This is a genomic window from Allobosea rubneri (assembly GCF_032464875.1).
Taxonomy (GTDB): domain Bacteria; phylum Pseudomonadota; class Alphaproteobacteria; order Rhizobiales; family Beijerinckiaceae; genus Allobosea; species Allobosea rubneri.
Genome location: NZ_JAWDID010000044.1, coordinates 1 through 13,827, shown reverse-complemented (window position 1 = coordinate 13,827; position 13,827 = coordinate 1). Strand labels below are relative to the sequence as shown.

Sequence of the window (13,827 nt, the reverse complement as noted above, 5' to 3'; positions counted from 1 at the left end):
CGGGATGACCTCTTGGGGCTGATGAGGCGGTGGCTTGAGAAGAAATTTCTCCTCCAACCAAGGTCGTACGACTGCCTTCTTCCGCCTTGATAGCAAACAAAAAAATCCTGTCCGGCTTCTCTTGGGCGGGGTGTGGCGAAATCATGGCGGCTCCGATTTCACGCCGATCCAGCCCGCGAAAACCGGCTGGTCGGCAGCAAGGAGCCGAGAATGTCCGTGATTTCCCTTCTTCGCCGCGGCGCCCTGGCGCTGGCTGCGGGCCTCTTGGCCAGCACCGCCGCCTTCGCCCAGTCGGGGCCGCTCGTCACCACCGAGTGGCTCGAGAAGAACCTGAGCGATCCCAAGGTCCGCATCGTCGAGGTCAGCGTCGAGCCGGGCGTCTATGAGCGCGGCCATATCCCGGGCGCCCAGAACGTCGTCTGGCACACCGATCTCGTCGAGACCGTCTCGCGCGACATCGCAAGCCCGGAGAAATTCCAGGCGCTCGCCCGCAAGCTCGGCGTCGACAAGGATACGACCGTCGTCCTCTACGGCGACAGCAACAACTGGTTCGCCGCCTGGGGCGCCTGGGTGTTCGACATTTACGGCCTGCGCGACAATGTGAAACTGCTCGATGGCGGCCGCAAGAAGTGGGAGCTGGAGAAGCGCCCGGTCGCGACCAACCCCGTCGCAGTCAAGGCCTCGGCCTTCACCGTCGCCGAGCCGAACCGCAAGCTGCGCGCCCGGCTGACCGATGTCGTCGCGACCGTCGAGAAGAAATCCGACGCCCGCATCCTCGACATCCGCTCGCCCGACGAGTTCTCCGGCAAGGTCATCGCGCCGGCCGGCTTCCAGGAACTGGCGCTGCGCGCCGGCCATATCCCGGGCTCGGTCAACGTCGCCTGGGCGCGGGCGGTCAACCAGGCCGACGGCACGATCAAGCCGGTCGAGGAGCTGAAGAAGCTCTATGCCGAGGCCGGCATCGACGGTTCGAAGCCGGTGATCACCACCTGCCGCATCGGCGAGCGCTCGAGCCATACCTGGTTCATCCTCTCGCGCGTGCTGGGCTACCAGGTCGCCAACTATGACGGCTCGTGGACCGAATACGGCAATGTCGTCGGGCTGCCGATCAGCAACCCGGCCGGCACGGTCTGGACCGGCAAGTAAGCGGCGGCTCCAGAGCCATGAGCATTTCCGACGATGGCGGCGCGCTCGACTATGAGCAGGCGCGCCGGCAGAGCGGGGCGGCGGAGGCGAGCACGCTTCCGCCGCTGCGCCTTTTCATTGCGGCCGCCGTTCTGATCGGCCTTGCCGCGGCGATCCACTTCGTCGGCCGCCATGCCGAGCCGGCGACGCAGCTGCAGCTTTCGCTGATCCTCGGCGTCGCCTTCGGTTTCGTGCTGCAGCGCTCGCGCTTCTGCTTCTTCTGCATCTGGAAGGACTGGCTCGACCGGCGTGATCCGCAGGGATTGCTCGGCATCGTCGCGGCGCTCGCGGTCGGGCTCGTCGGTTACACGCTGATCTACGGCGCCTGGCTGCCCGACCCGTCGGGGACGCGCCTGCCGCCGACGGCGCATATCGGCCCGGTCGGCCCGGCGCTGCTGCTGGCGGGCCTCGCCTTCGGCGCCGGCATGGCGATCTCGGGCTCCTGCATCAGCGCCCATCTCTATCGGCTGGGCGAGGGCTCGCCGACCTCGCCCTTCGCGCTGATCGGCGCGGTCGGCGGCTTCATCCTCGGCTTCCTGAGCTGGAACCCGCTCTATCTCGGCGCGATCTCTGAATCGCCGGTACTGTGGCTGCCGCGCCAGCTCGGCTATGGCGGCGCGCTGATCGCCGGGCTCGCGGTGCTCGCCGGGCTGGCCTACTGGCTGCTGCGCACCGGTCGCCCCGCTCCGGCTCCCGCCGCTCAGCATGCCGCCAACGACCCGCTGGCCGCGATCTTCCTGCGGCGCTGGCCCGCCTGGCTCGGCGGGCTCTTCGTCGGGCTGATCGGCATCGCCGCCTATCTGCGCCTGTCGCCGCTCGGTGTCACCGCCGAGATCGGCTCGCGCTCGCGCCAGCTCGCGGCGCATTTCGAGCTGCTGCCGTCCCGTCTCGAAGGGCTCGACAGCTTCCGTGGCTGCGCCACCGCGATCCGCGACGCGCTGCTGACCCCGAACGGCTTGTTCATCGCCGGCATCGTCGCCTCGGCCTTTGCGGCCGCGCTGGCCGCCGGCGAGTTCAAGCCGAAGCGTCCCGATGGCGGCCATGTGCTGCGCGGGCTCATCGGCGGGGCGCTGCTCGGCTGGGGCACGGTGATTGGGCTCGGTTGCACGGTCGGCACGCTGCTCTCCGGCATTTCGGCCGGCGCGGTCTCGGGCTGGGTCTTCGGCATCGGGCTGCTCGTCGGGACGACGCTGACGCTGAAGCTCGGGCGGAGGCTGCGCCTGCTGGCCTGAGGTGCCGACCCCATGAACGCGGCGCTTCCCGTCATTGCGAGGAGGCTTCAGCCGACGAAGCAATCCAGGGGCGGCAGAGCGTGTCCGCCTGGATTGCTTCGCTGGGCGCGCAATGACGGTGAGGTTCCGGTGCAAGCGCCCATCCGCACCCTGCGCAACATGGCGCAGACAAGGGCCGCGGCTGGGCTATAACGGGGCATCGGTTCGAGGATGTCCCATGTCGATTGCCGCCAAACTGCCCTCCATCCTGATCGCCAATCGCGGCGAGATCGCCTGCCGGGTGATCCGCACCGCCAAGCGGCTCGGCCTGCGGACCATCGCGGTCTACTCCGACGCCGATGCGCAGGCGCTGTTCGTCGAGATGGCTGACGAGGCCTATCGGATCGGCCCGGCGCTGGCGCGCGAGAGTTATCTCGACGCCGACAAGATCCTCGCGGTCGCCAAGGAGGCCGGCGCGGCCTGCATCCATCCGGGCTATGGTTTCCTCTCCGAGAACGCCGATTTCGCTGATGCCTGCGCCGCCGTCGGCATCGTCTTCGTCGGCCCTCCGGCCTCGGCGATCCGGGCCATGGGCCTGAAGGACGCGGCCAAGGCGCTGGTCGAGAAAGCCAATGTTCCGGTCGTTCCGGGCTATCACGGCGCCGAGCAGGGCGTCGATTTTCTCGCCAAGGAAGCCGAGCGCATCGGCTATCCCGTGCTGATCAAGGCGGTCGCCGGCGGCGGCGGCAAGGGTATGAAGAAGGTCGACCGGCCTGAGGACTTCGCCGATGCGCTCTCCAGCGCCCAGCGCGAGGGCAAGAACGCCTTCGGCGATGCGCGGGTGCTGGTCGAGAAATACGTGCTCTCGCCGCGCCATGTCGAAATCCAGGTCTTCGGCGACAGCCATGGCAATGTCGTCCATCTCTATGAGCGCGATTGCTCGCTGCAGCGCCGCCACCAGAAGGTGATCGAGGAAGCCCCTGCGCCGGGCATGACGCCGGAGGTGCGTGCCGCCATGGGCAGAGCGGCGACGGAGGCGGCCAAGGCGGTCGGCTATGTCGGGGCCGGCACGGTCGAGTTCATCGCCGATGGGCGAGAGGGGCTGAAGGCCGACCGCTTCTACTTCATGGAGATGAACACCCGTCTCCAGGTCGAGCATCCCGTCACCGAGGCGATCATCGGACTCGATCTGGTCGAGCTCCAGCTCAAGGTCGCGGCGGGCGAGCGGCTCGGCTTCGCGCAGGAGGATGTGCGCGCGGAAGGGCACGCCGTCGAGGCGCGGCTTTATGCCGAGGATCCGGAGAAGGGCTTCCTGCCTTCGACCGGCAAGCTCTGGGCGCTGCAATTCCCGCAGAGCGAGGACATCCGCATCGACACCGGCGTCGAGGCCGGCGATTCCGTGACGCCGTTCTACGATCCGATGATCGCCAAGGTGATCGCCCATGGCCGCACCCGCGACGAGGCGCTCGACCATCTCGCCTTCGCGCTCGGCGAGACGATCGTCGCCGGCCCGCGCACCAATCTCGCCTTTCTGAAGAAGCTCGCCGAGGCGGAGGGCTTCCGGAAGGGGCCGTTCGACACCGGCTTCATCGACCGCAACATCACGGCGCTGGGAGCCGAGCCGCAGCCGCTCGACGCGGCCGCGGTCGCGGCTGCGGCGCTGCAGCTCGAGGAGGAGCGCCAGCTCGCCGGGCTAGAGGCCGCGGCGGTCCGGGCCGAGGGCGAGGCGCGCTCGCCCTGGCTGGATCCGGACGCTTTCTCGCTGATGCCGCGCCCGGCGCTTGGCCTGCCGCTGCTGGTCGATGGCGAGCGCATCGAGGCGAAGATCGAGTGGAGCGGCGACGATGCTCGCGTCTCGCTGCCGGGCCACCCGTTGCCAGAGGGAGAGCATGAGGTGACCTTGGCTCGGGCCGAGGGCGGCACCTATCTCGCCTTGCATCGCGGCCGGCAGACGGCGGTCGCGCTGTTCGACCCGTTCAGCGTCGATCTCGACGCGGTCGGCGGTTCGGGCGGCGTGATCAAGGCGCCGATGCACGGCAAGCTGATCGCGCTCTTCGTTCGGGCGGGCGAAGCGGTGGTGAAGGGCCAGCGCCTCGCCATCGTCGAGGCGATGAAGATGGAGCACGTGCTGACCGCCCCGCGCGACGGCACCGTCACCGAGCTCGGCGCCGAGCCGGGTGCGCAGGTGGCGGAAGGCGCGAAGGTCGTCGTGCTCGGGGAGTGAGGTACTCACCGCTGCCGGCAGAGGCGCGGGGAACCCTCTCCCGAAAGGAGAGGGCAGGGTGAGGTGTAGGCCGTCTGACCAGTTCCGCGGGGCCTGACCGCGCGATTGGGTTCACGCCAACGTTTTCAGTCCGAACACCTCACCCCTACCCCTCTCCTTCCAGGAGAGGGGAGCCCGCGCCGATATGCTCAGCGCGGCGCGCGGAACGACGGTGCTAACCCGCATCCAGCGCCACGATCGCCCGCTCCGCCACGGCAAAATTGACCTCCGCCAGCGGGTCCTCGTCGCCGAGGAACCAGGTGGCCGAGAGCCCGCACCAGGCCAGGATCCATTTCAGCAGGCGCTCCCGCTCCAGCCCGGACTTCGCCAGCACGATCTCCAGCCGGCGCTCGAAACGGCCGGGCACGGTGGCGACCGGGGGATCGGGATCGGCGAGATCGGGATCGCAGAACAGGATGGTGTATTCGAAGGCGCGGTCGCCGATTACCGATTTCGGGTCGATGGCGAGCCAGCCGCGCGCGCCGAAATCGAGCACATTGTCATGGTGCAGGTCGGCATGCAGAGGCACGATCTCGCGCTGCGCCGCGAGCAGCTCCGCGGCTGACGCAGCCGAGCGGGCGAGGATGCCGCCGCGCTCCCGCGCCATCGGGAAGAGCGCCGCGAACCAGGTTTCGAGCGGGATCAGGCCCGACGGCGCCGGGCCGCGCGGCTTCTGCAAGGCGGCGATGGCGTCGCAGAGGATCGCGGTCGCCTCATCGTCGCCCTCCGCGCCGCTGCGGGCCATCGCGGCGAGCGAGCGCGGGCCGGTGGCACGCTCGATCAGCATGGCATCACCCGAGTCGGAGCGAGCGAGCAGGCGGGCGGCGCCGTCGCCGTTCCAGTATTCCAGCGGCAGGTAGCCGAGGCGCTCGTCGGGCGAGTCCGGCAGCTTCAGCATGGCCGGCTCTTCGCCGCGCCGGACCGGCAGTAGGCGGCTGGAATGCGTGGTGATCGGCGCGCCATCTGGGACGAGTCCCCAGCGCGCCAGCAAGGGCGCATATTCTGCGGGCTGCACGGTCACGGCTCAGCTCATCTGCGACCGGTTACGGCCGATCAGCGGGTATTGCTCGGCTTCGTAGATCTGGCCGGAGACCGGGGCGCTGTCGTCCGAGAGCCAGAAGGCGGTATGGGCGGCGATCTCCTCGGGCTGCATCAGCCGGCCGGTCGGCGCGAACAGGGCGGAGACGTCCTTCTCCCAGCCGGCTTTTCGGCCATGGCGCTGCTGCGTCGCGTCCTCGTTGGCGGTGAAGGTCCAGCCGACATTGAGCTGGTTGACGCGGATGCGCTCGCTGCCGAGCGCGTCGGCGAGATTGCGCGTCATCGTGGTCAGCGCGCCCTTGGACATCGAATAGACCGTGAGGTCGGACTGGCCGCAGAGCGCGTTGATCGAGCCGACGGTGACGATGGCGCCGCCCGATTTCTGCAGACGGAAGGCGCGGATCGCGGCCTCGGCGCAGAGCAGGGGCGCGCGGGTGTTGATGGCGAAGACATGGTCGAAGAAGGCGGCGGTGCTCTCGCCGATGACGCCGCGCGGATAGATGCCGGCATTGTTGACGAGCCCGTCGATGCGGCCGAAGGCCTGCCGCGTCGCGTCGACCAGCACCTGCGCCGTCGCCGGCTCGGCAAGGTCGCCGGCGACCCCGTGGCAGCCGGTGCCGAGCTTGCTGCAGGCGGCCTTGACCTCGCTCTCGTCGCGGCCATGGATCAGGACCCTCGCGCCCTCGGCGAGGAGCCGCCGCGCCATTGCGTGGCCGATTCCGGCTGAGGAACCGGTGACGAGAATGGCCTTGCCTGCGAGTCCTTGCATCAAGAAGCTCCGAAATCGGGAGAGGGAGGACGGGATGATCGTGAATCGGATCGTGGCGAATATTGCAACCGAGGATCCCGAGCGGGCGCGCCAATTCTATGGCGAGATCCTCGGCCTGAAGCGGGTGATGGACCATGGCTGGATCGTGACCTACGCGGCGGAGGGCAATTCGGCGCCGCAGGTCAGCTTCGCCAGGCAGGGCGGCGCCGGTGCGCCGGTGCCGGACATCTCGGTCGAGGTCGACGATCTCGACATGGTCCACAAACGCGTGCTCGCGGCCGGCATAGCTGTCGAATACGGCCCGGCGGAGGAGGACTGGGGCGTGCGGCGCTTCTTCGTGCGCGACCCGTTCGGCAAGCTGGTCAACATCCTGGCGCATCGCCGCTGACGCGCCGCTCGCCGGCCGGCGGCACTGGCCCGGCCGCGGCAACATGCTCCAGCGCGGGGGCTGTGGAGAAGGCGCGCCGTGGCTGGCCCGCCGCTTCCTGCGGGACTAGGCTGCAGGACCATGCCGCTTCATCTGCTCAAACTCTGCGTCGGCGCCGAATCGATCAGCGATCTCGAGGAATGGATCGCCGAGCGGCAGGCGCAGCGCCGCGCCCGGGGCGAGCCGGCCGAACAGCTGCACACCACCCGCATGGTGCCGAAGCGCATCGAGGAGATCGTCTCCGGCGGTTCGCTCTACTGGGTGATCAAGGGCCAGCTCAGCGCCCGCCAGCGGCTGATCGACATCCGGCCCTTCACCGACGGGGAGGGAATCGGCCGCTGCCATCTCGTGATGGAGCCGGTGGTCGTGCCGGTCGAGCCCAGGCCGTACCGGCCATTTCAAGGCTGGCGCTACCTGCAGGACAAGGACGCGCCGCGCGACATCGATGGCGGCAGCGGCGATCTCGGCGCCATGCCAGAGCAGATGCGGCGCGAACTCGCGGAACTCGGGCTGCTCTAGGCCCGAGAGCGCGCAATTGCTTCGCAGCACGGTAGCCGGCTGGCATTCGCGCGATACCGTGAGCAATGACCGAACCGCAATTCAGCGTTTGACTTGCGCCGGGGGACGCGGGAGGCTCCGAGCGCGAGCCTTCAAGAAACGGCGACGCGGATAAGGGAGCGAATACCATGAAGTCCATTCATGTGCTGTCGGCCGCTGCGATCCTCTCTCTCGCCGCGTCCTTCGAGGCTTCGGCGGCGCCGGTTGTTCCTGCATCGACGATCGCTGTGCCCGAAGTCGTGGAGTTCGCCCAGTATCGCGGCGGGGTCGCCAGGCGTGGGGTCGCGGTCGGGCCCAGGGGCGGTGTCGTCGCCGGGCGGGGTTATGCCGCGCGCGGCCCGGCGGGAGCCGTCGCCGGCAGGGGCTATGTCGCCCGTGGCCCGCGCGGCAATGTCGTCGCAGGCCGGACCGGTGCCGCCTGGGTGCGGCCGAACAACTATTGGTGGCATCCGGGAATGGCCGTCGTTTCCGGCGCTGCCGTCGGCTTCGTCGCGGCTGCAGCCGCCACGGCCTATGCGACCTCGCCGGCGCCGGCGCCGGGCTATTGCTGGTTCTATACCGACCCGCAGCGCACCCAGGGCTTCTGGGACGTGTGCCCGCGCTAGAGTCCGTTCCACCGCAAGCTGATCGGTAAAACGGTCTCTGTCTCAAAGTGAGAGCCGGCAAGGCCGGCCGAGCGCCGGTACTGAAGATGCCTGAGCCGAGAAGACGCCGATATCGACCTAACTGAATAGGCAGACGAAACGACGGGGGCGCGTTCGATGTCACGTATTGCTGCAATCCTGCTGGCCACAGTGGCGGGCTGGGCAGGTTCGGTTCAGGCCGCCGACATGGCGCCGCCGCCTGCTCCCGCCCCCATCCCTGTTCCCGATGTCGAGATTCGCCTGACGCCGTTCTTCTGGGCCTCCGGCCTCAGCGGCACTTTGGGAGCGCGTCGAAATCTGCCGACGGTCGACGTCGACGTGTCGTTCACGGACATCCTTCGCAATCTCGACTTCGCGGCGATGGTGGCGGGCGAGTACCGGAACGGTCGCTGGGGCCTTCTGGCGGACCTGACCTATGTAGCCGTATCGCTCGACCGGAGCGGCGACGTGGTCCCGCGCGCGCCCGGATATACCGGCGCGTCGCTGACCTCGAAGACGTTCACCGCTACGGCGACCGGCTTCTATCGGTTCTACGACAGCAGCTCCTTCACCGCCGACCTGGTGGCGGGCGGACGGATCTGGTCGATCTCCACCGACCTCGATCTCCAGCTCGCGGGCATCCTGCCGATTTCGGCCGGCTCCACCCATACCTGGATCGACCCGGTGGCCGGCGTTCGCGTTCACGCCGTGCTGGGCAACGGCTTCGGCCTGAGCGCCTATGGCGATATCGGCGCCGGCAGCTCGCGGCTGACCTGGGAGCTGCGCGGGACCGTCGACTACGCCTTCAATGCGAACTGGGCGATGTCGGTCGGCTACCGCCATCTCGCCGTCGATTATCGTCGCGGCGGATTCGTCTACGATACCAGCTTCAGCGGCCCGATCGCGGGCGTGTCCTACCGCTTCTAGCGAAGCGTTCGAATTGGGCCTTCCGATTTAGCGCTTTGTTATTCGGCCACCCTCTAGGTCCTCGGTTTCGACCGCTGAGCCTAGACGGTGCCTGAGTGAGACTTGCCTTCGGACTTCTGACGACGCTGGTTCTGGCGACCGGCGCATGGGCGCAGACCGCTTCCGGGCAGAGCGAGGCGCCGGTCACGGGCGCCGAGCTGAACCAGATCCTAGAGCGCCTGCAGGTTTCACTCGACGTCCGGCCGATCAGGTCCGAGGGGCAGCTCTGCCAGCAATATCGCGGCAAGGGATACGCCACCGAAGAGGCATGCCGCGACGAGGCGCGAAAATACGTCTCCGCCGCCATTGCCGGCTACCTCGTCGGCCGCAGGGTTGAAGCCGAGAAGAAGGCCGCGGAGGTCGCGCGGGCCGGGGATGCCGACAGCGCCGCGCTGTCGCCATTCTCCCTGACCGATGACGCGTTGAACAAGGCCGCGGGACCCGAGAGCTTCTCGATGTTCGGAGGGCCGTCGGTCAGGCAGAGGCTGATCGCCAGCCATCAGCGCGCCGTCGAGCCCTTCGTCAACGGCGTCGTCACCAAGGTCGAGAAGCGCATCGTCCGCGAATACGACGATGCCGGCCTCTCGAACGAGGCGCTGCAGGAAGCCAACAGCCAATGCACGCCCTGGGTCTTCCTGAGCTGCTGGGGCCCATGCCCGCGCCCGCTCGACAACCTCCCGAGGGAGGCCTGGAGCAGGCTGAAGGGTGTCTGCGAGGCCAAGAAGCGCGAGGTCAAGCCGAGGCGGTGCAAGGCTGCCGCCGAGGCCGCCGATCCCGATGGCGCCTTCGACGACCAGCGCTTCGCCGTCCACGGCAATCAGGGCCGGCTCGCCGATTTCAACTTTCCGGGATTGGTCTGCAGCGCCGGCATGGAGGGGGTGCAGGTCCGCCTGCGCCAGTCCGGCTGGATCTTCAAGAAGCGCTGGGTCGAATTCGGCGCCGTCGGCGAGGGCGACACCATCGCCATCGGCAATCTCGAGACCGTCAAGCGGCCGGACGGCGTCGAGGTCCAACTGATCAAGTCGCTCGATCGCAAGGTGGCGGCCTTCGCCGGCCCCGAAGACCTCGTGCCTTGCCTCAACATCAATGCCGGCTCCGAGGAGATGCAGGCCATGCGCGATGCGGCGCTCGGCGGCATCCTGGTCGGACTCGGCGTCGCCGAGGGCGGCGGCAGCCTCTTCGATGCGTTCCTGCGGGCGGGAAAGATCGACAAATGCCGCGCCGACATCGGCACATTCGTGAAGCAGTGACGGCTTGCTGCGCACTTGCACCGGCTTGAAGCCCATCCCCGGGGATATCCGATGAGCAGATTTGCGATGGTCGCGCTGGCGCTTCGCGCCTCGGTCGGGCTGGCCCGGCCCGGTCTCGCCCAGGCGGCCAAGGACGAGATGCAGATCCTGCGCATCAGCAAGCCGGGCGCCGAGAAGGCCAGGGTTTTCGGCTTCTGGAAGGAGCGCATCGCGGTTCTCAACAAGACCGCGCTGGTCGAGTTGAAGCCGGGGCAGAACGGCCCGTTCGACATCCTCTGGAAGGAATTCAGGGACGGCGACACCACCATCGTCGCCAGCATCCTGTTCGACGGCGGCGAGGGCGGCTGCGACATGGGCGCGAACTCGTCGAGCTCGACCCAGTCCTGGGCTGCGAACTGCCCGGCCAGGATCGTGACGATCGCGGCCGATGGCGCGCAGAGCGTCCGCGACAGCAGGGCCTGCTTCCAGTGGTTCCCGCTGGCGAGCCTGGACGACCCGCCGGAGCCCGGCGAGCGCAGCTACGCCTCCTACGATGCGGCCAAGAAGACCGTCTCGCTCGGCGTCACGGCCAAGGCGAAGTTCGTGAGAGCCTGCACGCGGAACGTCAGGCTCCCCTGAAAGCGGCGGCCGCCTAAACCGCGATGTTGTCGATCAGCCTGGTCGCGCCCAGCCTGGCCGCGACCAGGATTCGGATCGGGCCGTCGGCGAGCGAGGTCACAGGCGCCAGCGTTTCGGCGTGGCGTGCCTCGAGATAGTCGAGCTCGAAGCCGGCGGTGATAATCTCGCTCTGGGCCTCGCCGACGGCGCGGAACAGGTCATCGCGATTGCGCAGCCGTGCCGCCAGCGCCTGCATGACGCGGTGGAGCAGGGGCGCCAGCGCCCGCTCCTCGGGCGAGAGGTAGCGGTTGCGCGAGGACATTGCGAGGCCGTCGGGCTCGCGGAAGGTCGCGAGCGGCACGATCTCGATGCCGAGATCGAGATCGGCGGCCATGCGGGTCACCACCTTGAGTTGCTGGTAGTCTTTTTCGCCGAAGACGGCGAGATCGGCCCGGCTCTGGGTGAAGAGCTTGCAGCAAACCGTTGCGACACCTTCGAAATGCGTCGGGCGGAAACGGTCGTCGAGGCCGACCGCGGCCGGCCCGAGCAGCAGGATGCGCGTCGCGAAGCCCGGCGGATACATCTCCTCGACCGGCGGGAAGAAGATCGCATCGGCGCCGACGGCTTCGAGCTGGGCGCGGTCGCCCTCGAAGGTCCGCGGATACTTCTTGAAATCCTCATGCGGCGCGAACTGCGTCGGGTTGACGAAGATCGAGACGATGACGTGCTTGGCGTGCTTCTGCGCCTCGGTCACCAGCGCGATATGGCCCTGGTGCAGCGCGCCCATGGTCGGCACCAGCGCGACCTTCTCGCCAGCGGCGTGCCAACCGGCTACTGCGGCGCGCATCGCCTTGACCGACTCGAAAACCGCGACCTGCCCCATGCCGTTCCTCCCGGGCTCGGTCCGCGAAGTGGGATCACTTTCGCGCACAGACATGCCCAATCCATTGCGTCGCGCGGCTTTCGACCGCTCGACCGAAGCTGGCCAAACGGAAGGTGCGCTGCGGGACGGGTAGCAAATGCCGGCGGCGCGGCCAATATCTTCGGGACAGGCGAATCCCGGCGAGCGCGATGGCGAACGAAGACGGCAAGGCGGTAGGCAAGGCGAAGGAGACGCGGCCGAGCGAGGGCGCGGTGCGCTCGAAGCCCGGCGAGATCGATCGCTTTCTCGGCGCGGCGAAGCAGCTCGCTCCGCTCGCGACCGGCCAGGCCGGCCGGCTGGTCTTTGCGCTCGACGCCACGATTAGCCGCCAGCCGACCTGGGATCTCGCCTGCTCGCTGCAGGGCAGGATGTTCGAGGTTGCCGACAGGACCGGCGGCCTTGCGGTCCAGCTCGTCTATTTCCGCGGACTCGCCGAATGTCGCGCCTCGGGCTGGATCGGCGAGCCGCGACGCCTGACCGGGCTGATGAACGGCATCGCCTGCCAGGGCGGGCAAACCCAGATCGGCCGGGTGCTGACCCATATCCGCGACGAGGAGCGGCGGGTGCCGATCCGCGCCTTCGTCTATGTCGGCGATGCGATGGAGGAGGAGGTCGACCGGCTGTGCGCGCTCGCCGGCGAGCTCGGCCTGCGCGGAGTCCGTGGCTTCGTCTTCCAGGAAGGCTTCGACCCGGCGGCGAGCGCGGCCTTCGCCGAGATCGCGCGGCTGACCGGCGGGGCGCATGCGCGCTTCGACGCGAACGCGCCGAACTCGCTGCTCGAATTGCTGCGCGGCGCCGCCGCCTATGCCAGCGGCGGCCGCGAGGCCCTGCTGCGGTTGGCGGGCAACAGCCCGGCAGCCCAGGGATTGCTGACGGCGATGGAGGGCCGCAGATCGTGACGCTGCTTTACGGCATTGCCGCCGTCATCCTGGTCTGGTGGCTGTCGAAGCTGTTCGCCGGCGCTGACCCGAAGAAGCTGGTCAAGCTGGGCAAGGTCATCGGCGGCACGGCGACGCTCGGCATCGCGGCGCTGATGATGCTGCGCGGGCGCCTCGACATGGCGATCTTCATGGGCGGTCTCGGCGCCTGGCTGCTCGGCTGGAGCGCCTATGGGCCGGGCGGGCTGAAGATGCCCGATTGGGCCAAGGACTGGGGCGGCACGAAATCCGCCGGCCGTTCCAAGGTGGCGTCGGTCCTGCTCGCCATGGAACTCGACCATGACAGCGGCGGCGTCACCGGAAAGGTGCAGGCCGGCAGTTTCGCCGGCCGCGATCTCGATGAGCTCAGCCTCGCCGAGCTCGGCACGCTGATGCGCGAATGCCTCGCGGCGGACCCCGACGGGGCGCGATTGCTAGAGGCTTATCTCGACCGCCGGGCGCCCGGCTGGCGTGAAGACGCTGATCGTCACCGCGACGCGGGGCAGGGCAGCGCGGCGCGCCCGGGCACGATGTCGGATCAGGAGGCCTACGAGATCCTGGGGCTTCAGCCGGGCGCGGGGGAGGAAGCGGTTCGCGAGGCCCATCGGGGCCTGATGAAACGCATCCATCCGGACGCCGGGGGTACCAGCGGCCTTGCCGCCCGCGTCAATCAAGCCAAGGATACCTTGCTGAAGAAACATGGCTGAGTTCCTTCCCTGATCGTTCAGCCGCGGGTCGCGAAGCAGGCGAAGCCGCCGCGCTTGAGCTGGGCGCAGGCCTTCTCGGCGTCCTTGGACTCCTCGAAGCCGGCAAAACGGGCGCGGTAGAGCGTGGCGCCGCGGGCCTCGACCTTCTCGGTGAAGGGCGATGCGTCGGCGAGCGGGCCGGAAGCCTTGGCGCGGGCCCGGGCGAGGATGTCCTTGGCCTTGGTCTCGTCGTCGGTGGCGCCGAGCTGGATCACCCATTTCGAGGCGGGCGCAGGCTCGGCGACCTTGGCGATCGAGGAGGTGGTGTCGACATTCGCCGGCGGGCGCAGAATTTTGCCGTCGGCCGGCGGGGCGCCCGTCGACCAGCGCCTGGCGGACGGCGTCGTCGTGGCGG

Annotated in this window: 15 protein-coding genes; 11 read left to right on the top strand and 4 right to left on the bottom strand. The window is 68.7% G+C overall.

Annotated elements, in window-relative coordinates; genetic code table 11:
• Window positions 1-210 precede the first annotated feature (210 nt).
• The 3 genes from RKE40_RS22070 (at window position 211) to RKE40_RS22060 (ending at window position 4,620) form a co-directional block, all read left to right on the top strand.
• On the top strand, window positions 211-1,146 hold the full coding sequence (locus RKE40_RS22070; RefSeq protein ID WP_316020361.1) for a sulfurtransferase: 936 nt from the start codon (window positions 211-213) through the stop codon (window positions 1,144-1,146).
• Window positions 1,147-1,163: 17 nt separating this feature from the next.
• Window positions 1,164-2,417: a YeeE/YedE family protein gene (locus RKE40_RS22065; RefSeq protein WP_316020360.1), complete on the top strand. Its 1,254-nt coding sequence runs from the start codon at window positions 1,164-1,166 to the stop codon at window positions 2,415-2,417.
• Between the two features lie 217 nt (window positions 2,418-2,634).
• Entirely contained in the window at window positions 2,635-4,620 is a 1,986-nt protein-coding gene (locus tag RKE40_RS22060) for an ATP-binding protein (RefSeq protein WP_316020359.1), read from the top strand.
• A gap of 214 nt (window positions 4,621-4,834) precedes the next feature.
• Here the strand turns inward: RKE40_RS22060 and RKE40_RS22055 are convergent, their stop codons facing one another.
• A complete protein-coding gene (locus RKE40_RS22055; protein ID WP_390893493.1) occupies window positions 4,835-5,674 on the bottom strand; it encodes an aminoglycoside phosphotransferase family protein in 840 nt (279 codons plus the stop codon).
• Between the two features lie 9 nt (window positions 5,675-5,683).
• Window positions 5,684-6,466 carry an SDR family oxidoreductase gene (locus RKE40_RS22050; RefSeq protein ID WP_316020357.1) on the bottom strand — a complete coding sequence of 261 codons (783 nt, stop codon included), beginning with the start codon at window positions 6,464-6,466 and terminating at the stop codon, window positions 5,684-5,686.
• A gap of 34 nt (window positions 6,467-6,500) precedes the next feature.
• Between RKE40_RS22050 and RKE40_RS22045 the strand changes: the two genes are divergently transcribed.
• The 6 genes from RKE40_RS22045 to RKE40_RS22020 all read left to right on the top strand — a co-directional run bounded on the left by RKE40_RS22045 (window position 6,501) and on the right by RKE40_RS22020 (window position 10,908).
• Complete coding sequence (locus RKE40_RS22045) at window positions 6,501-6,854, top strand: VOC family protein (RefSeq protein ID WP_316020356.1); 354 nt, start codon at window positions 6,501-6,503, stop codon at window positions 6,852-6,854.
• A 120-nt stretch (window positions 6,855-6,974) separates the two neighbouring features.
• Window positions 6,975-7,412 (top strand): DUF1489 family protein, encoded by a 438-nt coding sequence (locus tag RKE40_RS22040; RefSeq protein WP_316020355.1) that lies wholly within the window; start codon window positions 6,975-6,977, stop codon window positions 7,410-7,412.
• A gap of 167 nt (window positions 7,413-7,579) precedes the next feature.
• Complete coding sequence (locus RKE40_RS22035; RefSeq protein WP_316020354.1) at window positions 7,580-8,056, top strand: hypothetical protein; 477 nt, start codon at window positions 7,580-7,582, stop codon at window positions 8,054-8,056.
• A gap of 156 nt (window positions 8,057-8,212) precedes the next feature.
• Window positions 8,213-9,001, top strand: coding sequence for a hypothetical protein (locus RKE40_RS22030; protein ID WP_316020353.1), 789 nt, complete (start codon window positions 8,213-8,215; stop codon window positions 8,999-9,001).
• A 95-nt stretch (window positions 9,002-9,096) separates the two neighbouring features.
• The gene (locus RKE40_RS22025; RefSeq protein ID WP_316020352.1) at window positions 9,097-10,290 is read left to right on the top strand and encodes a hypothetical protein; all 1,194 of its coding nucleotides are present in this window, start codon (window positions 9,097-9,099) and stop codon (window positions 10,288-10,290) included.
• Between the two features lie 51 nt (window positions 10,291-10,341).
• A complete protein-coding gene (locus RKE40_RS22020) occupies window positions 10,342-10,908 on the top strand; it encodes a hypothetical protein (protein ID WP_316020351.1) in 567 nt (188 codons plus the stop codon).
• A 13-nt stretch (window positions 10,909-10,921) separates the two neighbouring features.
• Here RKE40_RS22020 and panC read toward each other — a convergent pair whose 3' ends face one another.
• Complete coding sequence (gene panC / locus RKE40_RS22015) at window positions 10,922-11,770, bottom strand: pantoate--beta-alanine ligase (protein ID WP_316020350.1); 849 nt, start codon at window positions 11,768-11,770, stop codon at window positions 10,922-10,924.
• A 188-nt stretch (window positions 11,771-11,958) separates the two neighbouring features.
• Between panC and RKE40_RS22010 the strand changes: the two genes are divergently transcribed.
• Window positions 11,959-12,708, top strand: a complete 750-nt coding sequence (locus RKE40_RS22010; protein WP_316020349.1) for a VWA domain-containing protein — start codon at window positions 11,959-11,961, stop codon at window positions 12,706-12,708.
• Window positions 12,705-13,433, top strand: a complete 729-nt coding sequence (locus RKE40_RS22005) for a J domain-containing protein (protein WP_316020348.1) — start codon at window positions 12,705-12,707, stop codon at window positions 13,431-13,433. Before RKE40_RS22010 ends, RKE40_RS22005 begins: the two co-directional genes overlap by 4 nt.
• A 17-nt stretch (window positions 13,434-13,450) precedes the next feature.
• On the opposite strand, the gene RKE40_RS22000 is transcribed toward RKE40_RS22005, so the two are convergent.
• The coding region (locus tag RKE40_RS22000) for an SPOR domain-containing protein (RefSeq protein ID WP_316020347.1) at window positions 13,451-13,827 on the bottom strand (377 nt) is incomplete at its 5' end.